The sequence below is a fragment of the Pseudomonas sp. PICF141 genome (assembly GCF_002286815.1).
GTDB lineage: Bacteria > Pseudomonadota > Gammaproteobacteria > Pseudomonadales > Pseudomonadaceae > Aquipseudomonas.
In genome coordinates this window covers 1-25730 of sequence record NZ_MUNM01000041.1, presented here as the reverse complement: position 1 = coordinate 25730, position 25730 = coordinate 1, and the positions used below count along the sequence as shown (strand labels likewise).

Sequence of the window (25730 nt, the reverse complement as noted above, 5' to 3'; positions counted from 1 at the left end):
AATGCGTGTGGCAAAAGGATTGTTGGGCTTGTTATTGGCGATGCCGCTGCTGGCCTCGGCCGATGAAATTGGCCAAGTGTCGACGGTGTTCAAATTTGTTGGCCCGAACGACCGTATCGTTGTCGAGGCATTCGATGATCCGAAAGTGGAGGGCGTGACCTGCTACCTGTCCCGCGCCAAGACTGGTGGCGTAAAGGGTGGCCTGGGTCTGGCTGAGGATCGCGCAGAAGCATCCATTGCGTGCCGTCAGGTCGGGCCGATCAACTTCAAGGGGGAGCTCAGGGACGGCGAGGAAGTGTTCAAGGAGCGCACGTCTCTGGTGTTCAAGACCATGCAGGTGGTGCGGTTCCTGGATGAGAAGCGCAATACGCTGGTGTATCTGGTTTATAGCGATCGTTTGATCGAGGGCAGTCCGCAGAATGCGGTGACGGCGATTCCGATTTTGCCGTGGGCTCATCAGTGATCTGAGAATCGCTTTCGCGGGCAAGCCTCGCTCCTACGGAATAGAGTCTTTCGCACAATAAGCGATCAATCCGAGCCTGTAGGAGCGAGGCTTGCCCGCGAAGACGCCAGATTGGGCGCAGCAAATCTCTCTGAATAAATGAAATCGCAGGCAATAAAAAACCGACCCTGAGGTCGGTTTTTTAATGAGCGTGTCGCTTAGGCAGCAGCGGCAACGTTCAGGGCCTTTACGTGGCCATTCAGGCGGCTCTTATGGCGAGCAGCTTTGTTCTTGTGGATGATGCCTTTATCGGCCATACGGTCGATAACTGGCACAGCCAGAACATAAGCAGCTTGAGCTTTGGCAGCGTCTTTTGCGTCGATGGCCTTAACTACATTCTTGATGTAGGTACGAACCATGGAACGCAGGCTGGCGTTGTGGCTGCGACGCTTCTCAGCCTGTTTTGCACGTTTTTTGGCGGAAGGTGAGTTGGCCACCGTCGAGCTCCTCGAAAGACTTTTTAGGAAATAGCAAACAAAATAGGCCGCGAATCATGCCGATGAGTTGATGGCTTGTCAAGGGCGGGAGAGACGTTCCGCTAAGTGGCCGGTTCCGACCCCATGAAAACTACTGCGCTCGGCAATACAGCGTTGAAAGCTCACTCGAAATGCTCATTGACTGAAGTCAACTCACTTTCTCGCCTGCTTTCGCCTTGTCTTGCCTTCACTCGCTACGTTTTCAAGTGGGCGGTGCGCTGGATATTTCTTTCCGGCGTGCGACCTGTAAACTCGCGAGCTTTGGCTCTGTGCTGTTGCGGCGCGGAGTATCGCATAAGTGGGCGCGTTGTTCGCCTGCTGTTTATCGACAGGCAAAAACTCTTTCAATGAATCTGCTCAAATCGTTGGCCGCTGTCAGCTCTATCACGATGCTTTCCCGGGTATTGGGGTTTGTTCGCGACACCCTTATCGCTCGTGCATTTGGTGCCGGAATGGCGACCGATGCCTTCTTTATCGCCTTCAAACTGCCCAATCTGCTGCGGCGGATTTTCGCCGAGGGAGCATTTTCTCAGGCCTTCGTGCCGATTCTGGCCGAATATAAAAGCCAGAAGGGCGAGGAGGCGACACGTACCTTCATTGCCTACGTCTCGGGCCTGCTGACGCTGGTATTGGCGTTGGTCACCGCGCTGGGCATGCTCGCCGCGCCCTGGGTCATCTGGGCCACGGCACCGGGTTTCGTCACAACCCCGGAAAAATTCGAGCTGACCACTGATCTGCTGCGGGTCACCTTCCCTTATATATTGCTGATTTCCCTGTCTTCATTGGCAGGCGCGATTCTCAATACCTGGAACCGCTTTTCCGTCCCGGCCTTCGTGCCGACCCTGCTCAATGTCAGCATGATCATCTTTGCGGTGTTCCTGACGCCGTATTTCGATCCGCCAGTCATGGCGCTGGGCTGGGCCGTTCTGGTGGGTGGCCTGGCGCAATTGCTGTTTCAACTGCCGCACCTGAAAAAAATCGGCATGTTGGTGCTGCCGCGCCTGAGCCTGCGCGATAGCGGTGTCTGGCGGGTCATGAAGCAGATGCTGCCAGCAATTATCGGCGTTTCGGTGAGCCAGATTTCGCTGATCATCAACACCATATTTGCTTCGTTTCTGGTGGCCGGTTCCGTGTCCTGGATGTATTACGCCGATCGCCTGATGGAATTGCCATCCGGTGTGCTGGGTGTGGCGCTGGGCACGATTCTGCTGCCAACGCTGGCCAGGACCTATGCCAGTCAGGACCGCCATGAATATTCGCGGATCCTCGATTGGGGGTTGCGCCTGTGCTTCATGCTGGTATTGCCGTGCGCCCTGGCGCTGGGGATTCTGGCTGAGCCGCTGACGGTTTCGTTGTTCCAATACGGCCAATTCAGCGCATTGGATGCGGCCATGACCCAGCGCGCGTTGATTGCCTATTCTGTCGGCTTGCTGGGGATTATCCTGATCAAAGTGCTGGCGCCGGGCTTTTATGCGCAACAAAACATCCGCACCCCGGTAAAAATCGCGATTTTCACCTTGATCGTCACTCAGCTGTTCAACCTGTTGTTGATCGGTCCGCTGGCTCATGCCGGTCTGGCCCTGGCCATCAGCGCGGGCGCATGCATCAACGCCGGGCTGTTGTTCTATCAACTGCGCAAGCAGCAGATGTATCAGCCGCAACCGGGCTGGGCGAAGTTCGGTCTCAAACTGCTGGTGGCGGTGGCGGTGATGTCCGCGGTATTGCTGGGCGCAATGCACTTTATGCCGGCTTGGGCGCAAGGGCATATGCCAGAGCGTTTACTGCGACTGGGCGCATTGGTGATCGCCGGCGTGGTGGTCTATTTCGGCATGTTGCTGTTGATGGGCTTCCGTTTGCGCGACTTCAATCGCAAGGCTTTGAACTGAAGCTTTTGCCTCGATAAAACACGGGCGGGCCGATGGTTTTGTCGGCTCGATCATTTTGGGTTACGGTGTTGCCTGTCGTCGGCCGCCGGGTGTGGTTATAATCGGCCACTTTATGAGCAAGAAGCGCGTTATGCAGCTGGTTCGAGGCCTCCACAACCTGCGCCCCCAGCATCGGGGCTGTGTCGCCACTATTGGCAACTTTGACGGTGTTCACCGTGGTCACCAGGCTATCCTGGCACGGCTGCGTGAGCGTGCGCTCGAGTTGGGCGTGCCCAGCTGCGTAGTGATTTTTGAGCCGCAGCCGCGAGAGTTCTTCGCCCCGGACACCGCTCCGGCGCGTCTGGCCCGCTTGCGAGACAAACTGCAGCTGCTGGCCGAAGAGGGCGTCGACCGGGTGCTGTGCCTGGCGTTCAATCAACGCCTGAGCAAACTCAGCGCCCGTGAATTCGTCGATACTATTCTGGTGGACGGCCTCGGTGTGCAGCATCTGGAGGTCGGCGACGATTTCCGTTTCGGCTGCGACCGGCTAGGGGATTTCGATTTCCTGCAACAGGCCGGCGTCCTTCAGGGGTTTACCGTCGAAGCGGCGCAGACCGTTGTGCTGGACGGCATACGTGTCAGCAGCACTCAGGTGCGTAACGCCCTGGCCGCTGCCGATTTTGCCTTGGCCGAGCGGCTGCTCGGTCGTCCGTACCGGATTGCCGGGCGGGTGCTGCATGGCCAGAAGCTGGCGCGCCAATTGGGTACGCCCACAGCCAACGTGCAGCTCAAGCGTCGTCGTGTGCCGCTGAGCGGGGTTTACCTGGTCAGCGTCGACATCGACGGCAAGACCTGGCCGGGCGTTGCCAATATTGGCGTGCGGCCAACGGTCGAAGGGGATGGCAAAGCCCACCTCGAAGTACACCTTTTAGATTTTGCCGGCGATCTGTATGACCGGCGTTTGACGGTGGTTTTCCACCACAAGCTGCGTGAAGAGCAGCGTTTCGCCTCTCTGGAGGCGCTTAAGACGGCGATCAATGCGGATATCGCCGCCGCCCGTGCCCTGTCGCACCTAGCGCCAATCGCTAATGAAGAGCCTTAAATGACCGACTATAAAGCCACGCTAAACCTTCCGGACACCGCCTTCCCAATGAAGGCCGGCCTGCCTCAGCGCGAACCGCAGATTCTGCAGCGCTGGGACAGCATTGGCCTGTACGGTAAGTTGCGCGAAATTGGCAAGGATCGTCCGAAGTTCGTACTTCACGACGGTCCTCCGTATGCCAACGGCACGATTCACATCGGTCATGCGCTGAACAAGATTCTCAAGGACATGATCATCCGCTCGAAAACCCTGTCGGGTTTCGACGCGCCTTATGTGCCGGGCTGGGATTGCCACGGTCTGCCGATCGAGCACAAAGTCGAAGTGACCCACGGCAAGAACCTGGGCGCGGACAAGACTCGCGAACTGTGCCGTGCCTACGCCACCGAGCAGATCGAAGGCCAGAAGTCCGAATTCATTCGTCTGGGCGTGTTGGGCGACTTCGCCAACCCGTACAAGACCATGGACTTCAAAAACGAAGCCGGTGAAATCCGCGCCCTGGCGGAAATCGTCAAGGGTGGCTTCGTGTTCAAGGGCCTGAAGCCTGTGAACTGGTGCTTTGACTGCGGTTCGGCCCTGGCTGAAGCGGAAGTCGAGTACGAGAACAAAAAATCCGCGACCATCGACGTGGCCTTCCCAATCGCTGATGAAGCCAAACTGGCTGCCGCGTTCGGTCTGCCATCGCTAAACAAACCTGCTTCGATCGTGATCTGGACCACCACCCCGTGGACTATTCCGGCCAACCAGGCGCTGAACGTTCACCCAGAGTTCAACTATGCCCTGGTCGACGTGGGCGACAAACTGCTGGTACTGGCTGAAGAGCTGGTCGAATCGTGCCTGGCCCGTTACAGCCTGGAAGGCTCGGTCATTGCGACCACCACCGGTAAGGCACTGGAGCTGATCAATTTCCGCCACCCGTTCTACGATCGTCTGTCGCCGGTTTACCTGGCTGATTACGTTGAACTGGGCGCAGGCACTGGCGTGGTTCACTCCGCGCCAGCCTACGGCGTCGACGACTTCGTGACCTGCAAAGCTTATGGCATGGTCAACGATGACATCCTCAATCCGGTGCAAAGTAACGGCGTGTACGCGACGTCGCTGGAGTTCTTCGGCGGCCAGTTCATCTGGAAGGCCAACCCGGCCATCGTCGACAAACTGACCGAAGTCGGCGCGTTGCTGCATACCACCACCATCGAACACAGCTACATGCACTGCTGGCGTCACAAGACCCCGCTGATCTATCGCGCCACCGCGCAATGGTTCATCGGCATGGACAAAGAGCCTGCAACCGGCGAAACCCTGCGCAAGCGGGCAATCAAGGCCATCGAAGAGACCAAATTCGTTCCGGCCTGGGGCCAGGCGCGTCTGCACTCGATGATCGCCAACCGTCCGGACTGGTGCATCTCCCGTCAGCGCAACTGGGGCGTACCGATCCCGTTCTTCCTGAACAAGGAAAGCGGCGAGCTGCATCCACGCACGGTCGAATTGATGGAAATCGTCGCCCAACGGGTCGAAGTCGAAGGCATCGAAGCCTGGTTCAAGATGGACGCCGCCGAATTGCTCGGGGAAGAAGCGCCGCTGTACGACAAGATCAGCGACACCCTGGACGTCTGGTTCGACTCGGGCACCACGCACTGGCACGTCTTGCGCGGCTCGCATTCGATAGGCCACGAAACCGGTCCGCGTGCCGACCTGTACCTGGAAGGTTCGGACCAGCACCGTGGCTGGTTCCACTCCTCGTTGCTGACCGGTTGTGCCATCGATGACCACGCGCCGTACCGCGAACTGCTGACCCACGGTTTCACCGTCGACGAGTCCGGCCGCAAAATGTCCAAGTCCTTGGGCAACGTGATCGCGCCGCAGAAGGTCAACGACACCCTGGGCGCCGATATCATGCGTCTGTGGGTCGCTTCCACTGACTACTCGGGTGAAATGGCGGTTTCCGAGCAGATCCTGCAACGTAGCGCGGATGCCTACCGGCGAATCCGTAACACCGCGCGTTTCCTGCTTTCCAACCTGACCGGTTTCAACCCGGCTACCGACATCCTGCCGGCCGAAGAAATGCTGGCGCTGGACCGTTGGGCCGTGGATCGCACCCTGCTGCTGCAACGCGAGTTGCAAGAGCACTACGGCGAATACCGCTTCTGGAATGTTTACTCCAAGATTCACAACTTCTGCGTGCAGGAGCTGGGTGGTTTCTACCTCGACATCATCAAGGACCGTCAGTACACCACTGGCGCCAACAGCAAAGCCCGTCGTTCGGCGCAAACCGCGCTGTATCACATCAGCGAAGCGCTGGTGCGCTGGATCGCGCCGATCCTGGCGTTCACCGCCGACGAGCTGTGGCAGTACCTGCCGGGCGAGCGTAATGAATCCGTCATGCTCAACACCTGGTACGAAGGCCTGACCGAACTGCCGGAAGGCTTCGAACTGGGGCGCGCCTACTGGGATCGCATCATGGACGTGAAGGTGGCGGTCAACAAGGAAATGGAAATCCAGCGCGCGGCCAAGGCCGTCGGTGGCAATCTGCAAGCCGAAGTGACGCTGTTCGCCGAAGAGTCCCTGAGCGCCGACCTGGCCAAGCTGAGCAACGAGTTGCGCTTTGTGCTGATCACCTCGACGGCCGCCGTTGCACCGTTCGTGCAGGCTCCGGCCGACGCAGTGGTCACCGAAGTTGGCGGCCTGAAGCTTAAAGTGGTCAAGTCGAGCCATGCCAAGTGCGCCCGTTGCTGGCATTGCCGTGAAGACGTTGGGGTAAACCCGGAACATCCGGAAATCTGCGGTCGTTGCGTCGACAACATCAGCGGCGCTGGCGAGGTCCGTCACTATGCCTAACGCCGTTGGCCGTTTCGGACGGCTGAGCTGGCTCTGGTTGAGTTTGCTGGTCCTGGTCATCGACCAGGCCAGCAAGTTCTACTTCGAAGGCTCGCTGAGCATGTACCAGCAAATCGTGGTGATCCCCGATTACTTCAGCTGGACCCTGGCCTACAATACCGGCGCGGCGTTCAGTTTCCTGGCTGACAGCTCGGGCTGGCAGCGCTGGCTGTTCGCCCTGATCGCGGTGGTGGTCAGTGCCGTGCTGGTGGTCTGGCTCAAGCGCCTGGGACGTAACGAAACCTGGCTGGCGGTCGCCTTGGCGCTGGTGCTGGGTGGCGCGCTGGGCAACCTGTACGACCGCATAGCCCTGGGCCATGTGATCGATTTCATTCTGGTGCATTGGCAGAACCGCTGGTATTTCCCGGCGTTCAACTTTGCCGACAGTGCAATCACTGTCGGTGCCGTAATGCTTGCACTGGATATGTTCAAAAGTAAGAAAACCGGAGAAGCCGTTCATGACTGAACAGTTATTGGCTGAGCATCGCATCGGCCAGAACACGGAAGTCACCTTGCACTTTGCATTGCGCCTGGAGAACGGCGACACCGTCGACAGTACCTTCGACAAAGCCCCGGCGACCTTCAAAGTTGGCGACGGCAGCCTGTTGCCAGGTTTCGAAGCGGCGCTGTTCGGCTTCAAGGCCGGCGACAAACGTACCTTGACCATTGCGCCGGAAAACGCCTTTGGTCAGCCGAACCCGCAAAACGTACAGAGCATCCCGCGCTCGCAGTTCAAGGATATGGAACTGTCGTCTGGCTTGCTGGTGATCTTCAACGATGCGGCCAATACTGAGCTGCCCGGTGTGGTGAAAGAATTCTGTAACGCCCAGGTGACCGTCGACTTCAATCACCCGCTGGCTGGCAAGACGCTGACCTTTGACGTGGAAATCATTTCCGTCAAAGCACTGTAAGAAACAAAGCAGACCTGTGGGAGCGGGTTTGCCCGCGATAGCGGTACATCAGCCGACATCCGAGTTGGCGATCAGGCCCTCATCGCGGGCAAGCCCGCTCCCACAGGGATTGCAATGATCCAATTTTTCGCGCGCAAGACACGAGGCACAGCATGCAAATCAAACTCGCCAATCCCCGTGGCTTCTGCGCCGGTGTGGACCGGGCGATCGAAATCGTCAACCGCGCCCTGGAAGTCTTCGGGCCGCCGATTTACGTGCGCCACGAAGTGGTTCACAACAAATTCGTCGTCGAAGACTTGCGCGCCCGTGGGGCGATCTTCGTCGAAGAACTGGATCAGGTACCGGACGACGTAATCGTGATCTTCAGCGCCCATGGCGTTTCCCAAGCCGTGCGTACCGAAGCCGCTGGCCGTGGTCTGAAGGTATTCGACGCGACCTGCCCGCTGGTGACCAAGGTGCACATCGAAGTCGCGCGTTACAGCCGCGACGGCCGTGAATGCATCCTTATCGGCCATGCCGGTCACCCGGAAGTCGAAGGCACCATGGGCCAGTACGATGGCAGCAATGGTGGTGCGATCTATCTGGTCGAGGACGAGAAAGACGTCGCCGCGTTGCAGGTGAACAACCCTGAGAAACTGGCCTTCGTTACCCAGACCACCCTGTCCATGGACGATACCAGTCGCGTGATCGACGCCCTGCGTACACGTTTCCCGGCGATCGGCGGTCCACGCAAGGACGACATCTGCTACGCCACGCAAAACCGCCAGGACGCCGTGAAGCAACTGGCGGACGAATGCGACGTGGTGCTGGTGGTCGGCAGCCCGAACAGTTCCAACTCCAATCGCCTGCGTGAACTGGCGGAGCGCATGGCCACTCCGGCCTATCTGATCGATGGCGCCGAAGACCTGCAAAAGAGCTGGTTCGATGGTGTCGAGCGTATTGGCATCACCGCTGGTGCCTCCGCGCCGGAAGTTCTGGTGCGTGGCGTGATCCGACAGTTGCAGGCTTGGGGGGCCACCGGGGCTGACGAGCTGGCCGGTCGCGAGGAGAACATCACGTTCTCCATGCCTAAAGAGTTGCGCGTGCGCTCTTTGCCTTAACGCTTTTTTGCTTAGCGCACAGCACCTGTTCAGTTTTATCGCTGCGCAGGCTGACGCGACCGGTCCGGGCCAGTACCACCTGGAGCTGACTCACCGGTTCGTGGCGTGCGCATAAGTGCAATGTCCCCGCTTGAAAGGCCCGTCCGGGCATCAACGGTTCGCCCAGACTGCTGAAGCGCACGAAACGTTTGACCCCCCAATTGCCGACAATCGGCAACCGGGTGCTACTCGCGTGCTCTATCAGTAGCGGATTGCTGCTGTCCTCCGGGCCTTTACCGCTGACATCCAGAATGATCCGCCAACCCTGGCCCCAGTCGCCGTTGATGCCGTGTATCACCACGCTCTGATTGCGGGTGATAGCCGCGGTTCTGGCAGTACGCATACCGCTGACAATCGACTGCGCGGCCTGCTCTCGATGGTTTGATTCTGTCAGTGCAGCGAATGCCGGGCTGACCAACAGCAGAACAATCCCGACAATTGTCAGTCCCATGAGCAGTTCGATCAGGCTGAAACCTTGCTGATGCATGTTATCTCCCTCCCTGGAGTACTGCGGCCCGCGCGATCCGCGCGCGGTAATGGCAAAACAACCGTACATCTGCCGGTCGAATGTTCTAGCGTGTAGAAGCAGGTATAGCCGACGGCAACGGAGGGCACCGATGGATCATCGTACAAAAGGTTTCACGCTGATCGAGCTGCTGATCACGCTCGCCGTGTTTCTGATTCTGATTACCCTGGCCGTTCCGGCGTTTAACCGCTCGGTGCAAAACACCAAGGCCGATACCGAAATCGGCGACCTGCAACGCGCGCTCAATTTCGCCCGGCTTGAGGCGATTGACCGGGGTCTGACCACCCGGGTTCGCCCGACAGCCGGCGGCAGCGTCTGGACCGGCGAGCTGGCCGTTTATGACGGTACTGGCAATCCGGCTAATGTATTGCGGGTTGTTCCAGCGATGAGCAGTGGTGCAACTCTGACGCTAACCTCAGGAGTGACCGCTATTGATTTCAACAATCTGGGCGGTTTGTCGGCACCGTCCACGGCCGTCGTGATCAGTTATGTACTGGGGGCACAGAACAGGACGCTGAATGTGTGTTTGAACGGACGAATTCTATTGGGTGGAAGCTGCGGATGAGGGGTTGGAGCAAGCGCGCACAGGAGGGCATGACGCTGATCGAGGTATTGGTCGCGTTGTTGGTTTTGGCCGTGGGGTTATTGGGCGCGGCGGCGATTCAGCTCAATGCGCTGAAGTACACCGACAGCTCGCGGATGACCAGCCAGGCGAGTTTTATCGCTTACGACATGATGGACCGCATTCGTGCCAACTCCGGCGCCGATTACACCATCACGCCACCGACCTCCGGCAACCTGAGCGTGGCCCGGGATCAGGACCTTTACGACTTCACCTCCAACATCGTCAATTTCGGCGGCGCCACGGCGACCGGCAGCATTACCCGCAACCAGCGGGTATACACCATCACCATTACCTGGGACGACTCACGGGCCGCCAATAGCGCCGACTCGCGCCGCAGCTTCGTCCTCACCAGTCGCGCCACCGTCGATCCGGCCACAACACCATGATCAGAACCAGCAAAGGCTTCGGCCTGATCGAGTTACTGATCGCCCTGGCGTTGAGTCTGGTCGTGGTTCTTGGCGTGGCGCAGATCTTCATCGCCGCTAAAAATACCTACGTCAGCCAGAGCACTGCCGCCGGCATGCAGGAAGATGCACGGTTCGTCCTGAGCAAGATGATTCAGGAAATCCGCATGGTCGGCATGTTCGGTTGCCTGGGCACGATTATCGATGCCAGCTCGGCAGGGAGCTTCAATGCCAGTCAGATCACGCCGATCAGTTGGGACAATGCCAACCTCAAATTAACGCTTGTCACCGCCGATGTCGGCGGCAGTGGCGGAACGCCGACCTGGACGGTCATTTCGGACTGTCGTAACACTGCAACGGCCTACTCCGGTCCACGAACGACCACATCCGGGCAGTTGGCGTTTCCGATCCGGCGGTTGGTCTACAGCTTCAGCAACAACCAACTGCTGATGGGCTCTGGTGCCGGCACGCCGACGCAGCAGGTGCTGGTGAACAATGTCCGCGAGTTCAAGGTGAGCTTCGGCCTTGCCAGCTCCGCCACAGATACGGCCGCTTCCAGCTACAGCAGCAACCCGTCCGATCCGGCACGGATCCGAAGTGTGCGACTGACCCTGACACTGAGCGACCCGAACCACCGGGTCAGCGATCAAACCTTCAACGTGGTTGCCGCCTTGCGCAACCGGTTGCCATGAGGGGAGGGCCGATGAATATTTCTCCCACGCCCCCTCACGCCCAGCGCGGCATGGCGCTGTTGGTCAGCCTGGTGTTTCTTCTGGTGCTGACCTTGATTGGTCTTTCGTCGATGCAGAGCGCTACGTTGCAGGAAAAAATGGCCGGCAGCGTGATCCTGCGCAACCAGTCATTCCAGGGGGCGGAAGCGGCATTGCGTATCGGCGAAAGCGCGGTGCAACTGAACACCTATTCATTACCGGTTTGCAGCGGTACCAGCCAATGCGCGCCGCCGGCCGAGGCCTCGATCATTACCGCCGCCGGCTTCAACTCCACCTCGGGAGTGACCTGGATCGCCGCCGGCAACGGCTTTTACGGGGTGCAGAACATTGGGACGACCCTGACGGCCGTGAACGTACCGAGCAACACGTCGGCAACGCTGTACCGGGTGACCGCCGTGGGCATCGCGGGCAATTCGCGCAGTGTGGTGGAGAGTATCTATGCGAAGTACTGAGACCCGCCCAGGCTGGCGCCGCTGGTTATTGCAGCTGTTTTTCGGCGCGGCATCGAGCCTTTATCTGGCAGCGCCGGCTTACGCCTTCACGCCCTCGGATTCGCCGCTGTTGAACGCCGCCGCCGTGGCACCCAATGTAATGCTGTTACTTGATGATTCGGCGAGCATGAACAGCATTATCTGGGCGGCAGGTTTCGATCCGACCCTCTCACGCCCCCCGGTGGCTATTTGCCTTTCGAATGGTTCGTGCTTGAAAGGTCGCGAACTCGACATGACCGATAACAATATTGCCCTGTCGAGTTTGACTCATGGGACATGTACGAAGGATGGATGGTACGGGTTTTATAAAAACAGCCTTCTCGGTCTGGAATCACTTTGCCTGAAGCTTCCCGATCCGGTGGGGCGCGAAGACACGCTCTATTCGGCTAAATACTTGTCGTACCTGATCAGCCTGGCCAACAACGCCGACCGGGATTTCACCGATGGTTCGATTCCCAATGATTACCGGATGAACGTGGCGCGCAACGTTTCCAAGACGTTGGTGACCAGCAACCGCTCGCTACGCATCGGTCTGGCAACATTCAACCTGGCGGTCGGCAACCATAAGAATGACGGCGGTTACATCGTCCGCTCGATCAGTGATTTGTCGGCCGCCAGCGGCACCGTGACCCAGGCTGAGGCCGATGCCAACTACAATGAATTGATTGCCGGAATCGATGAACTGAGCGCCCAGGCCAGTACACCCCTGGCTGAAGCCTATTACGAGATCACCCGTTATTTTCGTGGCATGACGCCGTACAACAACTCGACGCCCACCACCTACACCAGCCCGATTCAGTATCGCTGCCAGAGAAATTATGGCGTGGTAATCACAGGTGGTTTGCCAACCTTCGACCATACCTTTCCGACTGACGATCCGCTGGGTGGCAACCAGTTACCGAACTGGGATGGTATCAGCAGTAATGACGGGGCCGATCGTTTCGGCGACAAGGAGGGCGATACCCTGTTCCTGGATGACATCGCCAAGTTCGCCTTCGACATCGACATGCGCTCCACTGGAACCGATGCCACGGGCAAGAGCTGGAATGCCCCGGATTTTTCAAAACAAAACATGAATACCTATACCCTGGGTTTCACTGCGGCAAACCAGATGCTGGCGGACGCCGCGACCTATGGGCAGGGCAAGTATTACCAGGCGATCGACGGCGCCGAGCTCAACAGCGCATTGTCTTCAGCCTTGAGCGATATCACCTCCAGAGCGGGCTCTGGCGGCAGCGGTGTGACCAATGGCACGACCCTGACCAGCAATTCGAACTACTTCCAGACCAGCTACGACCCCAAGGACTGGCGCGGCACCGTGAAATCTTTTGGCTTCACCTCGGCGGGTGCGGTGAACACAGCCGCGGTGCTGTGGACGACCGATACCACCATCGTGCCCGGTGCTACCGCCCCGACTTACCAGTCCTGGAATACCCTGACCAACTCCGTTGTTAGCTTGGCCTACAGCAATTTCTCCCCGGCGCAGCAAGCTTCTCTAAGCCAGAGCCTGCCCGTCGGTATTACCGGCAGCGATCTGGTGGAGTGGAGCAAGGGCATCCACAAAAGCGGGTTGAGAGCGCGCAGTGTATTGCTTGGCGATATCATCAATTCGCCTCTCGTACTGGCTGCACCCACGGACCAGACCGCGTCCGATCTGGTGGGCGATACCACCTACAGCGCTTACCTCGCCACCAAAGCCGCCAATATGAACGCCAGCCTGGTGGTGAACGCCAACGATGGCTTTGTAAACGTCATCAACTCGACCAACGGTACAAGGCGTTACGGCTATATGCCCTCCAGCGTGTTGCCGTCATTGCGCTACATTGCTGATCCCACTTATATCAACGGTGTGAGCCACAAATATCTGGTCGACGGTCAGGTCGGCGTGTTCGATGCCCAACTTGACAGCACCTGGAAAACCCTGGCGATGGGTGGAACAGGGGCGGGCGGAAAAACCTTCTATGCGTTGCAATTGTTCGACGCCTCGGCCGGTAATTCGACTAAGGCGTTGTGGGAAATCAGCGCGCCGGCCACGCCCAGTACGGCAAACGTTTTCAATGATCTGGGTTATGCCTATGCGCGCCCAGAAGTGGCACGCTTGGCCGATGGTCGCTGGGCCGCGTTTATCTCCAATGGTTATGGCAGCAACTCCGGGGTGGCTGCACTGTATGTGGTGGATATCCGCGATGGCTCGCTGATCAGGAAAATCGTGGTCGACAGCACAGAAACCACTAACGGTCTGTCGTCGGTGAAGCTCAGGGTCAATTCGCAGAATGTGGTGCAGGCTGCCTATGGTGGCGACCTGAAAGGGCGGTTGTGGAAGTTCGATTTGAGTGGCACCACCACCGAAACCTGGGGGGTGGGGTTTTCCGGCAAGCCGTTGTTCACCACGGCGGGCGGCGCAACCCAGCCGATCACCGTACAACCGCTGCTCGCCGATCACGCATTGGGCGGCAAGCAAGTGTTTTTCGGCACCGGCAAACTCAATGAAGCCGCCGACAAGACCAGCAAGGATCTACAGGCGTTTTATGCGGTATGGGATGCCGAAGGAGGCGCGGGGCAATTCACTACTTCCAGCCTGCAGGCGCAGGCGGTGACCGGCGTGTTCTCTGGCAGCAGCGGGCAATTCATCACCACCAGCCAGAACGAAGTGATCTACCCGGCAAAAAAAGGCTGGTACTTGCCGCTGGTCTACAACAACGTACTGACCGGGGAGCGAGTGATCAATCAGGCCAGCCTGGTGTCGGGGCGAATCGTATTTACCACGGCCAGTATGGATACCGTTGACCCTTGCGCCAGCTTCGGCTCTGGCAAACTGGTCGAACTCGATGCGTTCAGCGGTAAAATGCTCAATTACGCTGTGCTCGATACCAATGCCGACGGGGTGGTCGACAGCGCCGACACGATTTCCAGCGGGGTGATTTTCACCGGTGGTATCCCGACCCTGAACGCGGTCGTCAACGACGCAACCCGCAAGGTTGTAAACGACTCCAGTGGTGGCGTGACCACACTGGTGGAAAAATCCGGTGGCGGCAGCGGCCGTCGCATCATGTGGCGACAAATACAGTAAGTGAGAGTTGAGGCATGCGCAGATCCAACCGAGGCTTTACCCTGATCGAAATCATGATCGTGATTGCGATCATCGGGATCGTCATCACCATTGGCTATCCAAGTCTCACCGAGTACGTGAAAAAGGGGCGCCGAGCGGAAGTGGCCGGGCTGCTTTCCGAGCAGGCACACATCCTTGAGCGCTTTTATTCGAAGAATAATGTCTACACCAATGCCACCGGTCTGAGCGCCGGCAATGATTTCTACACCATCACTCCGACCCTGACCGATCAGACCTTCCTGCTGACGGCAACACGCAAGGCCGGTTCGACCATGGCGAGTGACAAGTGCGGTGATTTCACTCTCACCAATACCGGCGTCAGAAGCATGGTCAATGCCACGTCCGGTCTGACCACCAAGGATTGCTGGGGTCGTTGAGGTTATCTTTCCGGGCGCCCTTTACGCCCTCTGTCTATTGAACGGTTGGATCAGAACATGAGCAGGCAACAGCAAGTGGTGATTGTCGGCGGCGGGGTGATTGGCCTGCTGACGGCGTTCAATCTCGCGTCCGAAGTACAGAGCGTCGTGCTGCTGGACCGCTCGAATGTCGGTCAGGAGTCGTCCTGGGCCGGGGGCGGGATTGTTTCGCCACTCTATCCGTGGCGCTACAGCCCGGCAGTCACTGCACTGGCTCATTGGTCCCAGGATTTTTATCCACAGCTGGCGGAACGCCTGTTCACCGCCACGGGTGTCGATCCTGAAGTGCATACCACCGGATTGTACTGGCTGGACCTGGATGACGAAGCCGAAGCGCTTGCCTGGGCCAAACGGGAAAACCGCCCGTTGCGGGCTGTGGATATCTCCGCCGCACACGATGCGGTGCCGGTATTGGGCGCCGGTTTTTCCCGGGCGATCTACATGGCCGATGTGGCCAATGTGCGTAATCCACGGCTGGTGAAGTCCCTCAAGGCAGCGTTGCTGGCGCTGCCGAACGTGACGATTCATGAGCAGTGCGAGGTCAGCGGATTTATCCGTGAAGGTGCTACGGTGGTCGGGGTACAGACCTCGATGGGCGCCATTACGGGGGATCAGGTGGTCCTGACGGCTGGGGCCTGGAGCGGTGACTTGCTGAAAAAACTGGGCCTGGAATTGCCGGTCGAGCCGGTCAAAGGCCAGATGATTCTCTACAAGTGCGCGGCCGACTTCCTTCCGAGCATGGTCCTGGCCAAGGGGCGTTATGCCATTCCTCGGCGTGACGGGCACATCCTGATCGGCAGTACGCTGGAGCATGAAGGCTTCGATAAAACGCCGACTGACACAGCGCTTCAAAGCCTGAAGGCGTCAGCGGTGGAATTGATTCCGGCGCTGGCGGATGCCGAGGTGGTGGGGCATTGGGCCGGGCTACGGCCGGGGTCGCCGGAGGGGATTCCCTATATCGGTCGGGTGCCGGGGTTTGAGGGGCTTTGGCTCAACTGCGGGCACTACCGAAACGGCTTGGTGCTGGCGCCGGCGTCGTGTCAGTTGTTTGCCGATGTGATGCTGGGGCGGGCACCGATTATCGATCCGGCGCCGTATGCACCGGCTGGGCGTATTTGACCGCATGATTTTTGTTGTCGGGCAGAACGCCTTCGCGGGCAAGCCTCGCTCCTACAGGTTTGAGTCGATCAATAAGTTTGTGAACGATATCAACCTGTAGGAGCGAGGCTTGCCCGCGAAGAGGCCCTCAATCCAGCCCCAATTTCTTGAGCCTGTAACGCATCGACCGAAACGACAGATTCAACCGCTGAGCCGCCGCTGTGCGGTTCCAGCGGGTTTCTTCCAAAGCCTGGAGGATGAGTTTGCGTTCGACGTTTTCCAGATAAGCTTCCAGGTTGTCGATCTGCGTCAGGTCTGGCACATCGCCGTCCGGGTTGCAGTTGCCCTCGGCCAGCCGCAAGTCGCTGGCGTCAATTTGTTTGTTTTCGCATAAGGTGTGAGCCCGCTCAAGCATGTTCTCCAATTCCCGCACGTTTCCTGGGAAACGATAGTTTTTCAGTGCTTCGAGGGCTTGCGGGTGGAGTTTTGTCGCGGGTTGGCCAGTGCCAGTTACCAACCGCTTGAGCATATTGTTGGCCAGAAGCTCAATGTCGTCGCGGCGTTCGCGCAAGGGCGGCACCCGCAATTCGATCACATTAAGGCGATAGTACAAGTCTTGGCGAAAGCGTTCGGCGGCGACTTCTGTATCGAGGTCTTTGTGGGTGGCGCAAAGAATGCGTACATCCACCACGGTTTCCTGCTGTCCACCGATGCTGCGCACGGCTTTCTCTTGAATGGCGCGCAAAAGTTTGACTTGCATTGCCAATGGCAGGTCTGCCACCTCATCGAGAAACAAAGTACCGCCATGGGCGGCCTGAAATAACCCGGGTTTGTCTTCGATAGCGCCGCTGAAACTGCCTTTTCGATGGCCGAAAAATTCGCTTTCCATCAATTCTGACGGGATCGCCCCGCAGTTCACTGGCACGAACGGTCGGCTGGCGCGCGGGCCTTGGTCGTGGATCAGTCGGGCAACCAGCTCCTTGCCGCTACCGGATTCGCCGCTGATGTACACCGGAGCCTGGCTGCGGGCGAGTTTGTCGATTTGTTTACGCAGGCTGCGCATCGGCAGTGAGTCACCCAGCAGCCGCCGGTCAATGGCGCTGCTGGCACCGCTGGGTGCCGGCAAACTCAAAGCGCTGGTGACCAGTTCGCGCAGGCGGGTGAGGTCAACGGGTTTGGTCAGAAAGTCGAAGGCGCCAGCCTTGAGGGCGTTGATTGCCGTTTCCAGGCTGCCATAGGCGGTAATCATCGCCACTGGCACTTGCGCATAGCGCTGCTGGATGTGCTGTACCAGCGCCAGACCGGTGCCGTCGGGCAGGCGCATGTCGGTCAGGCACAGATCGAACGCCTCCCGCGCCAGCAGTGCTTGCGCTTCTGCGAGGTTGCGCGCACTAAAGGTGTCAAGTTTCATCCGTCCCAGGGTTATTTCCAGGAGTTCGCGGATATCCGGCTCATCGTCGACGATCAGGATTTTTTGCCGTGGGCTCATGTTCAACTTTGTTTCCGTCCGTGAGCAAAGGTGATGCGAAAGCAGCCGCCGCCTTGGCGTGGGTTGAAGTCTAGGCGGGCTTGATTGCTTTCGCACAGCTCACGGGACAGATAAAGCCCCAGGCCAGTACCCTGGCTGCTGGTGGTGAAGAACGGTTCGAACAGATGCGAACGCTGGTCCGGCGCCACGCCGGGGCCATCGTCCAGGACTTCAAGGATCGGCAACTGGCTGTCCGAGTCAATAAACAACTCGAGCCAGACCTGCGCCTGATAATGGTGCAGGGCACTATGGTGCCAGGCGTTGCGCAACAGATTGTCGAGAATCTGTGTCAGCTGATTCGGATCCATCAAGGTTCTGAAGTCTCCGCCACCGATTCGCAGGTGAATGTGCTGACGCTCGGTTGCCCCCTCGCGGACTTCGGCCACGAAGTGCTCCAGCCATGGTCGCAAATTCAGCCGTTGCGCCACGGTTCGCTGGCGACGGGACAGCTGCAGGACGTTTTCGATTACCCGATTCATTCGCTGAGAGTGGTCTTGAATAATCTGCGTCAGACGCCGATCCGTGCTGTTCAGTTCCTCGGATTCCTGCAGTAACTGCGCGGCATGACTAATGGCGCCTAGTGGATTGCGGATCTCATGGGCAATACCGGCAGTCAGGCGGCCGAGGGCGACGAGTTTAAGTTGTTGGGCCTGCTGGGCGATTTGGGCAATGTCTTCGAGAAAAACCAGCGTCTGGTGGTGTGGGCTTTGGTCCAGGGCAATGAAGCTCGGTTGCAGCTCCAGGCCGTTGCTGGCGATTTTCAGGCTTTGCGGGCGCAAAGTCGGATTGTTGAACCACAGTTGGAGTCGTTCGACCAACGGCATCGAATGGTCGTCGATCAGTTGTCCATCGAGTTTTTCCCGACCCAGCAAGGTCAAGGCGCTGTGATTGGCCAATTGCACACGCCGTTGCTCGTCGAGCACCAGAATGCCCGTGCGCATACGTTGCAAAATCAACGCGTTGAGGGCTTCAAGGCCGAGCACTTCACTGGCTCGCTGCTCGGCCAGGGTTTCGCTGACTTCAATTCTTCGGATCAAGCCTTGCACCAGCAAGGCCGCGATAAAACACAGGGCGCCGAGCGTGCCGATTTGCAGGTAGTCGTTGGGGCTGGTGGGGTGGCTGAAGCTCAGAAGGAAGCTCAAACCCACGATGCCGAGGGCGCCAACAGCCGCAATCAGCAGGCCGATGCGCCCGCGCAGCAGGGTATTGCTGATGACCACCGACACGATCAACAGGTTGCCAATGGCGCTGGGCATGCCGCCAGCGGCATAAAACAGACCGCATAGCAGCAGGACATCGACCAGCGCCAGACCGAACAACTGCGCCGGGCGCCGGGTGTTCTCCAGAAAGACCACCAGCAGGATATTCAGCACCAGGTACAACCAGCTGCCGTTGCGCAGCAAGTCGTCATTGGCAAACGTCAGCAACTGGTTGTCCATGTTGCTGGAGATCAACAGCACCAAAGTGATACCGATGCTTAATCGGTAGAGGTGATAGAGGCGCAGCAGTCGCTGGGCCTGTTTGTTGCCTGGACTGGGCGTCTCAGCGATCACTGGAGCCCGGGCCTTGCTCAAGGTGAGCCTGGCTGCAATACCACTGTTGTTGAAGGCTCAGCGCGCGGTCGCGGGGAAGATGTACGCCGCAATGAGCGCAGCGGACCATGGGTGGCGCGTCTTGCTCTCGCGGCGTGTTGGCGCCCGAAACCGGCGCCTTGAATTTGCGCCAGAGCCATACCGCAGCGGCAATCAGGGCGATCCAGAATAATAAACGAAGCATGGTGAGCTGCTTTTTGACGAGTGAATTGGCAGTTTAGCCAAGGACATGGCAGGCGCACAGTGCAATTGAAGAGCGGAAATAAAAAAGGGAGACCCGAAAGTCTCCCTTTTATGCACAACCTGGTATGTCAGTCGAACACGCCGAAAGTCATGTAGCTGAACCACGAGCGGTCGGTGTTGTTGGCTTCGGACTCGTGCTGCTCTTCTTCGATCACCTCGCCGTCTTCATCTTTAGGCTTGAGCTCGTTCGGAATCGCGTCCTTGGCGTCCTGGAACTGTCGCTGCACGTCCTGGTTGGCGCGGGTTTCACCTGGCGGCAGCGGTGGGCGGGATTCGATCAGGCCCAGCGTGGCCTTGCTCAGCCATGAACGGTTGTCGGCTTCGTCCTTCGAAGGCACGAACTGACCGTCCACCAGGCTTGGGTGGTTCGGGTAGTTGAGCTTCAGGGTTTCGAGGGTGGTCGCGGCCAGTTCGTCCAGGTGCAGACGCTGGTAGGCTTCAGTCATCACTGCCAGGCCGTCACCGACCGAAGGGGTTTCCTGGAAGTTTTCCACCACGTAACGACCACGGTTCGCGGCGGCGACATAGGCCTGACGGGTCAGGTAATAGTCGGCAACGTGAATCTCGTAGGAAGCCAGCAAATTGCGCAGGTAGATCATGCGCTGCTTGGCATCCGGCGAGTAGCGGCTGTTCGGGAAGCGGCTGGTCAGCTGGGCAAACTCGTTGTAGGAGTCGCGAGCGGCGCCCGGGTCACGCTTGGTCATGTCCAGCGGCAGGAAGCGCGCGAGCAGGCCGACGTCCTGGTCGAAAGACGTCAGACCTTTGAGGTAATAGGCGTAATCGACATTCGGATGCTGCGGGTGCAGGCGGATGAAACGCTCGGCGGCGGATTTTGCAGCCTCTGGCTCGGTATTCTTGTAGTTGGCGTAGATGAGCTCAAGTTGAGCCTGATCGGCGTAGCGACCGAACGGATAACGCGACTCCAGGGCCTTGAGCTTGGCTGTGGCGGCGGTGTAGCTATTGTTGTCCAGATCGTGCTGAGCCTGCTGGTACAGCTCGACTTCGCTCAGGTTTTCGTCTACGACTTCCTTCGATGAGCAAGCAGCGGTCAATGCGAGGATGGCGATCAGCAGCAGGTGTTTCACTTGCATGGCGGCTTGCGTCCCTATGACGGCCGCTGTCTTGGGCGGGGCCGTCCTGTTATGATGAGTGCCCCGTTGAAAAGCCTCGGGGCAAAAGACGCCGTATTTAACCACAAGCGCGCAGCCGAAACCAAAGGCTGTGCCGACGCCTAGTCTGAGCATGTCCGATAAAATTGAACTTCGCGCAGAGGTGCCGTCCGAATTGGGCGGCCAACGCCTCGATCAAGTCGCCGCACAACTATTCGCTGAGCACTCGCGCTCGCGCCTTTCCGCCTGGATCAAAGACGGCCGCCTGACTGTGGATGGGGCGGTAATCCGCCCGCGAGACATCGTTCACGGTGGCGCCATCCTTGAACTCACTGCCGAGCAGGAAGCTCAAGGCGAATGGATCGCTCAAGACATCGAGCTGGACATCGTCTATGAAGACGACGACATCCTGGTGATCAACAAGCCTGCAGGCCTGGTGGTGCATCCTGCCGCCGGTCACGCCGATGGCACCTTGCTCAACGCCTTGCTGCACCACGTGCCGGACATTATCAATGTGCCCCGCGCCGGTATCGTGCATCGCCTGGACAAGGACACCACCGGGCTGATGGTGGTGGCCAAGACCATTCAGGCACAAACACAACTTGTCACGCAATTGCAGAGCCGCAGCGTAAGCCGGATCTATGAATGCATCGTGATCGGTGTGGTGACCGCCGGCGGCAAGATCAACGCGCCGATCGGTCGTCATGGCCAGCAACGCCAGCGCATGGCCGTAATGGAAGGTGGCAAGCAAGCCGTCAGCCACTACCGCGTGCTCGAGCGTTTCCGTTCCCACACCCACGTGCGGGTCAAGCTGGAAACCGGTCGTACGCACCAGATTCGCGTGCACATGGCGCACATCAACTACCCGTTGGTCGGGGATCCTGCCTACGGCGGTCGTTTCCGAATTCCACCGGCTGCCAGTGTGACCATGGTCGAATCCTTGAAGAATTTCCCGCGTCAGGCGCTGCATGCGCGATTCCTGGAGTTGGATCATCCGACCACCGGTAAACGCATGAGCTGGGAATCGCCATTGCCGGATGACTTCGTCTGGTTGCTGTCGCTGCTCAAGCAAGACCGTGAGGCGTTCATCGGATGAGTGACTGGCTGATTCCCGACTGGCCTGCGCCTGCCGGGGTAAAAGCCTGCGTTACCACCCGTGCGGGCGGCGTCAGCCTGGCGCCGTTCGACAGCCTCAACCTGGGCGATCACGTTGACGACAGCCCTGAAGCCGTCGCCGAGAACCGCCGTCGCCTCACCGATCACTTCTCTATTCAACCGGCCTGGTTAAAGCAGGTTCACGGTATTGTCGTGGTCCAGGCTGACCCAGGCCTGGTAGCCACTGCCGATGCGAGCTGGACGTCAACACCCGGTATCGCCTGCACCGCGATGACCGCTGATTGCCTGCCAGCGCTGTTCTGCGACCGTGCCGGCACTCGCGTAGCAGCGGCCCACGCCGGTTGGCGCGGGTTGGCGGCGGGTGTGCTGGAGGCGACGCTCGACAGTCTGGCCGTGCCGCCTCAAGACGTGCTGGTCTGGCTTGGCCCGGCCATTGGCCCACAAGCCTTTGAGGTCGGCCCGGAAGTGCGCGAAACCTTCGTCGAGCAATTGCCCGAAACCGCCAAAGCCTTTGTACCAAGCCACAACGCCGGCAAGTTCATGGCCGACATTTATGAGCTGGCGCGTTTGCGCCTGGCCGCTCGCGGTGTTACTGCTGTTTATGGTGGCGGTTTTTGCACCGTGACCGATCCTCGTTTCTTTTCTTACCGCCGCAGTCCACGCACCGGTCGGTTTGCCTCTCTGGTCTGGCTCGAACGCTAAGCTTCTCTGATCTGCATCAATATCTCGACGCTTGAATCTTCCAGAATCGACCGCATCTATAGCGGTATCTGGCAGGTTTCTTCATTCAGGATGTTTATAGGTCCGGCCTGCTCAAAAGGAAGGTGACCCATGCGTATAGACCGTTTAACCAGCAAGTTGCAGTTAGCCTTGTCCGACGCCCAATCCCTGGCCGTCGGCCTCGACCATCCGGCCATTGAGCCGGCGCATTTGATGCAGGCTATGCTTGAGCAGCAAGGCGGTTCGATCAAACCCCTGCTGATGCAAGTGGGTTTCGACGTCAACAGCTTGCGCAAGGAGCTGACCAAAGCTCTCGATCAGCTACCAAAAATCCAGAACCCCACCGGCGACGTGAACATGTCCCAGGATCTGGCGCGCCTGCTCAACCAGGCTGACCGCCTGGCCCAGCAGAAGGGTGACCAATTCATCTCCAGCGAACTGGTGCTGCTCGCCGCGATGGACGAGAACAGCAAACTCGGCAAATTGTTGCTGAGCCAAGGCGTAAGTAAAAAAGCCCTGGAAAATGCGATCAACAACCTGCGCGGCGGTGAGGCCGTCAATGACGCCAACCACGAAGAGTCACGCCAGGCGCTCGACAAATACACCATTGACCTGACCAAGCGCGCCGAAGAAGGCAAGCTCGATCCAGTGATCGGCCGTGACGACGAAATTCGTCGCACCATTCAGGTTCTGCAACGCCGCACCAAGAACAACCCGGTCCTGATCGGTGAGCCTGGCGTGGGTAAAACCGCCATCGCCGAAGGCCTGGCCCAGCGCATCATCAATGGCGAAGTCCCGGATGGCCTGAGAGGCAAGCGTCTGTTGTCCCTGGACATGGGGGCTTTGATTGCTGGTGCCAAATACCGCGGCGAGTTTGAAGAACGCCTCAAGTCCCTGCTCAACGAACTGTCGAAGCAGGAAGGGCAGATCATTCTGTTCATCGACGAACTGCACACCATGGTCGGCGCCGGCAAGGGCGAAGGTTCGATGGATGCGGGCAACATGCTCAAGCCAGCGTTGGCCCGTGGTGAGCTGCATTGCGTCGGCGCGACCACGCTCAACGAATACCGCCAATATATAGAGAAGGACGCGGCCCTCGAACGGCGCTTCCAGAAAGTCCTGGTGGATGAGCCGAGCGAAGAAGACACCATCGCCATTCTGCGTGGCCTGAAAGAGCGTTACGAGGTTCACCACAAGGTGGCGATCACCGACGGCGCGATTATCGCCGCGGCCAAGCTCAGTCATCGCTACATCACTGACCGCCAGCTGCCGGACAAGGCCATCGACCTGATCGACGAAGCCGCCAGCCGCATCCGCATGGAGATCGACTCCAAGCCCGAAGTGCTGGACCGTCTGGAGCGTCGTTTGATTCAGCTGAAGGTGGAATCCCAGGCGCTGAAGAAAGAAAGCGACGACGCGGCGAAGAAACGTCTGGAAAAACTGCAGGAAGAAATCGCCCGTCACGAGCGTGAGTATTCGGACCTCGAGGAAATCTGGAACTCGGAAAAAGCCGAAGTCCATGGTTCGGCGCAGATCCAGCAGAAAATCGAGCAATCCCGTCAGGAGCTGGAAGCCGCACGCCGTAAAGGCGACCTGAACCGCATGGCCGAGCTGCAATACGGCGTGATCCCGGACCTGGAGCGCAGCCTGCAAATGGTCGACCAGCACGGCAAAAGCGAAAACCAGTTGTTGCGCAGCAAGGTGACTGAAGAAGAGATCGCTGAAGTCGTGTCGAAGTGGACCGGCATCCCCGTGGCGAAAATGCTCGAGGGCGAGCGCGAAAAACTGATGAAGATGGAAAGTCTGCTGCATCAGCGTGTGATTGGTCAGGACGAGGCGGTGATCGCTGTCTCCAACGCGGTGCGACGTTCCCGCGCCGGGTTGTCCGACCCGAATCGCCCGAGCGGCTCGTTCATGTTTCTCGGCCCGACCGGTGTCGGTAAAACCGAGCTGTGCAAGGCGCTGGCCGAGTTCCTGTTCGATACCGAAGAAGCGATGGTGCGGATCGACATGTCCGAGTTCATGGAGAAACATTCCGTGGCTCGACTGATCGGTGCACCACCGGGCTACGTCGGCTATGAAGAGGGCGGTTACCTGACCGAGGCCGTGCGTCGCAAGCCTTACTCGGTGATTCTCCTGGACGAGGTCGAGAAGGCCCATCCGGATGTGTTCAACATTTTGCTGCAAGTGCTCGAGGATGGCCGTTTGACCGACAGCCATGGCCGCACGGTGGATTTCAAGAATACCGTGATCGTCATGACCTCCAACCTCGGCTCGGTGCAGATCCAGGAACTGATCGGGGATCGCGAAGCGCAACGCGCCGCGGTGATGGATGCGATTTCCACGCACTTCCGGCCGGAGTTCATCAACCGGGTCGACGAAGTGGTGATTTTCGAGCCGCTGGCTCGTGATCAGATCGCCGGCATTACCGAGATCCAGTTGGGTCGCCTGCGTAGCCGCCTGACTGAGCGCGAGCTGAAGCTTGAGCTGAGCCCGGAAGCGATGGACAAGCTGATTGCCGTCGGTTACGACCCTGTGTATGGCGCACGGCCGCTGAAACGGGCGATCCAGCGCTGGATCGAGAACCCGTTGGCCCAGCTGATTCTGTCCGGTCGATACATGCCAGGCGAGACGGCCAAGGGCACGGTGGAAAACGACGAAATCGTTTTCGTCTGATTCCCGCTGGCAGCAAATTGAAAGAGGCCTCGCGTTGTGAGGCCTTTTTTTCGCCAGGCTGTTGAACTCAAAGGAAAAGGCTTGTAAAGTGCGCCCCGCAGTAAGTCGCCCTGAAGGGTTTCTGCTCCCCAAGCAGGAATCTGAAATAAGTTGCAAATCATTAACTTGAAAGCAATTTAGGGGGTTGACAGAGGTGCTTAAGATTGTAGAATAGCGCGCCTCAGACACACGAACGCAGCGATGCGAACGGGTCGAAGAGGTGAAGCAAGCTTCACAGTTGTAAATTGAAATACCAGTTGTAAATTGAAATATGTAGTTCCGTGATAGCTCAGTCGGTAGAGCAAATGACTGTTAATCATTGGGTCCCAGGTTCGAGTCCTGGTCACGGAGCCAATTTCAAACCGGGGTATAGCGCAGTCCGGTAGCGCGCCTGCTTTGGGAGCAGGATGTCAGGAGTTCGAATCCCCTTACCCCGACCAT

General features: G+C 58.7%; 23 protein-coding genes and 2 tRNA genes. 19 read left to right on the top strand and 6 right to left on the bottom strand.

Going from position 1 to position 25730, the window contains the following annotated elements:
• The first annotated feature begins 1 nt into the window (after position 1).
• Positions 2 to 463 carry a CreA family protein gene (locus tag BZL43_RS10860; RefSeq protein WP_095632308.1) on the top strand — a complete coding sequence of 154 codons (462 nt, stop codon included), beginning with the start codon at positions 2 to 4 and terminating at the stop codon, positions 461 to 463.
• Between the two features lie 197 nt (positions 464 to 660).
• Here BZL43_RS10860 and rpsT read toward each other — a convergent pair whose 3' ends face one another.
• Positions 661 to 939 carry a 30S ribosomal protein S20 gene (rpsT, locus tag BZL43_RS10855; RefSeq protein WP_007970922.1) on the bottom strand — a complete coding sequence of 93 codons (279 nt, stop codon included), beginning with the start codon at positions 937 to 939 and terminating at the stop codon, positions 661 to 663.
• Positions 940 to 1325: 386 nt separating this feature from the next.
• Here rpsT and murJ point away from each other — a divergent pair, with 386 nt between their 5' ends.
• The 6 genes from murJ to ispH all read left to right on the top strand — a co-directional run bounded on the left by murJ (position 1326) and on the right by ispH (position 8827).
• Entirely contained in the window at positions 1326 to 2864 is a 1539-nt protein-coding gene (murJ, locus tag BZL43_RS10845) for a murein biosynthesis integral membrane protein MurJ (protein ID WP_095632307.1), read from the top strand.
• A gap of 130 nt (positions 2865 to 2994) precedes the next feature.
• Positions 2995 to 3945, top strand: a complete 951-nt coding sequence (ribF, locus tag BZL43_RS10840) for a bifunctional riboflavin kinase/FAD synthetase (RefSeq protein WP_168185084.1) — start codon at positions 2995 to 2997, stop codon at positions 3943 to 3945.
• Positions 3946 to 6777 (top strand): isoleucine--tRNA ligase, encoded by a 2832-nt coding sequence (gene ileS, locus BZL43_RS10835; RefSeq protein ID WP_095632305.1) that lies wholly within the window; start codon positions 3946 to 3948, stop codon positions 6775 to 6777.
• On the top strand, positions 6770 to 7282 hold the full coding sequence (gene lspA, locus BZL43_RS10830; RefSeq protein ID WP_095632304.1) for a signal peptidase II: 513 nt from the start codon (positions 6770 to 6772) through the stop codon (positions 7280 to 7282). Before ileS ends, lspA begins: the two co-directional genes overlap by 8 nt.
• A complete protein-coding gene (fkpB, locus tag BZL43_RS10825; protein ID WP_095632303.1) occupies positions 7275 to 7727 on the top strand; it encodes an FKBP-type peptidyl-prolyl cis-trans isomerase in 453 nt (150 codons plus the stop codon). The genes lspA and fkpB overlap by 8 nt, the downstream gene beginning before the upstream one ends.
• Before the next feature lie 152 nt (positions 7728 to 7879).
• Complete coding sequence (ispH, locus tag BZL43_RS10820; protein ID WP_095632302.1) at positions 7880 to 8827, top strand: 4-hydroxy-3-methylbut-2-enyl diphosphate reductase; 948 nt, start codon at positions 7880 to 7882, stop codon at positions 8825 to 8827.
• On the opposite strand, the gene BZL43_RS10815 is transcribed toward ispH, so the two are convergent.
• Positions 8796 to 9353: a GspH/FimT family pseudopilin gene (locus BZL43_RS10815; RefSeq protein ID WP_095632301.1), complete on the bottom strand. Its 558-nt coding sequence runs from the start codon at positions 9351 to 9353 to the stop codon at positions 8796 to 8798. The genes ispH and BZL43_RS10815 overlap by 32 nt on opposite strands.
• 130 nt (positions 9354 to 9483) lie before the next feature.
• On the opposite strand from BZL43_RS10815, the gene BZL43_RS10810 reads away from it, so the two are divergent.
• From BZL43_RS10810 to thiO, 7 genes are read left to right on the top strand one after another with little or no spacing between them, the layout of a single operon-like run.
• Positions 9484 to 9957, top strand: coding sequence for a GspH/FimT family pseudopilin (locus BZL43_RS10810; RefSeq protein WP_095632300.1), 474 nt, complete (start codon positions 9484 to 9486; stop codon positions 9955 to 9957).
• Complete coding sequence (gene pilV, locus BZL43_RS10805) at positions 9954 to 10403, top strand: type IV pilus modification protein PilV (RefSeq protein WP_095632299.1); 450 nt, start codon at positions 9954 to 9956, stop codon at positions 10401 to 10403. Before BZL43_RS10810 ends, pilV begins: the two co-directional genes overlap by 4 nt.
• Positions 10400 to 11113 carry a PilW family protein gene (locus BZL43_RS10800; RefSeq protein WP_095632298.1) on the top strand — a complete coding sequence of 238 codons (714 nt, stop codon included), beginning with the start codon at positions 10400 to 10402 and terminating at the stop codon, positions 11111 to 11113. The genes pilV and BZL43_RS10800 overlap by 4 nt, the downstream gene beginning before the upstream one ends.
• An 11-nt stretch (positions 11114 to 11124) precedes the next feature.
• Entirely contained in the window at positions 11125 to 11604 is a 480-nt protein-coding gene (locus tag BZL43_RS10795; RefSeq protein ID WP_095632297.1) for a PilX N-terminal domain-containing pilus assembly protein, read from the top strand.
• Positions 11591 to 14713, top strand: coding sequence for a pilus assembly protein (locus BZL43_RS10790; RefSeq protein WP_095632296.1), 3123 nt, complete (start codon positions 11591 to 11593; stop codon positions 14711 to 14713). The genes BZL43_RS10795 and BZL43_RS10790 overlap by 14 nt, the downstream gene beginning before the upstream one ends.
• 14 nt (positions 14714 to 14727) lie before the next feature.
• On the top strand, positions 14728 to 15129 hold the full coding sequence (locus BZL43_RS10785) for a type IV pilin protein (RefSeq protein WP_095632295.1): 402 nt from the start codon (positions 14728 to 14730) through the stop codon (positions 15127 to 15129).
• A gap of 57 nt (positions 15130 to 15186) precedes the next feature.
• Positions 15187 to 16287 carry a glycine oxidase ThiO gene (gene thiO, locus BZL43_RS10780; RefSeq protein ID WP_095632294.1) on the top strand — a complete coding sequence of 367 codons (1101 nt, stop codon included), beginning with the start codon at positions 15187 to 15189 and terminating at the stop codon, positions 16285 to 16287.
• 127 nt (positions 16288 to 16414) lie between these two features.
• Here thiO and BZL43_RS10775 read toward each other — a convergent pair whose 3' ends face one another.
• From BZL43_RS10775 to BZL43_RS10760, 4 genes are all read right to left on the bottom strand, one after another.
• Entirely contained in the window at positions 16415 to 17755 is a 1341-nt protein-coding gene (locus BZL43_RS10775) for a sigma-54 dependent transcriptional regulator (protein ID WP_095632293.1), read from the bottom strand.
• A gap of 2 nt (positions 17756 to 17757) precedes the next feature.
• The gene (locus BZL43_RS10770; RefSeq protein ID WP_095632292.1) at positions 17758 to 19347 is read right to left on the bottom strand and encodes a PAS domain-containing sensor histidine kinase; all 1590 of its coding nucleotides are present in this window, start codon (positions 19345 to 19347) and stop codon (positions 17758 to 17760) included.
• The gene (locus BZL43_RS10765; RefSeq protein WP_007901926.1) at positions 19337 to 19570 is read right to left on the bottom strand and encodes a PP0621 family protein; all 234 of its coding nucleotides are present in this window, start codon (positions 19568 to 19570) and stop codon (positions 19337 to 19339) included. Before BZL43_RS10765 ends, BZL43_RS10770 begins: the two co-directional genes overlap by 11 nt.
• Before the next feature lie 127 nt (positions 19571 to 19697).
• Positions 19698 to 20720, bottom strand: a complete 1023-nt coding sequence (locus BZL43_RS10760; protein WP_095632291.1) for an outer membrane protein assembly factor BamD — start codon at positions 20718 to 20720, stop codon at positions 19698 to 19700.
• Positions 20721 to 20871: 151 nt separating this feature from the next.
• Here BZL43_RS10760 and rluD point away from each other — a divergent pair, with 151 nt between their 5' ends.
• The 5 genes from rluD (at position 20872) to BZL43_RS10735 (ending at position 25729) form a co-directional block, all read left to right on the top strand.
• Positions 20872 to 21834 (top strand): 23S rRNA pseudouridine(1911/1915/1917) synthase RluD, encoded by a 963-nt coding sequence (rluD, locus tag BZL43_RS10755; protein ID WP_007901932.1) that lies wholly within the window; start codon positions 20872 to 20874, stop codon positions 21832 to 21834.
• Positions 21831 to 22556 carry a peptidoglycan editing factor PgeF gene (gene pgeF / locus BZL43_RS10750; protein WP_095632290.1) on the top strand — a complete coding sequence of 242 codons (726 nt, stop codon included), beginning with the start codon at positions 21831 to 21833 and terminating at the stop codon, positions 22554 to 22556. Before rluD ends, pgeF begins: the two co-directional genes overlap by 4 nt.
• A gap of 129 nt (positions 22557 to 22685) precedes the next feature.
• The gene (gene clpB / locus BZL43_RS10745; RefSeq protein ID WP_095632289.1) at positions 22686 to 25250 is read left to right on the top strand and encodes an ATP-dependent chaperone ClpB; all 2565 of its coding nucleotides are present in this window, start codon (positions 22686 to 22688) and stop codon (positions 25248 to 25250) included.
• Positions 25251 to 25567: 317 nt separating this feature from the next.
• A tRNA-Asn gene (locus BZL43_RS10740) sits at positions 25568 to 25643 on the top strand.
• Between the two features lie 9 nt (positions 25644 to 25652).
• Positions 25653 to 25729 (top strand) — tRNA-Pro (locus tag BZL43_RS10735).
• The last annotated feature ends 1 nt before the right edge of the window (position 25730 follow it).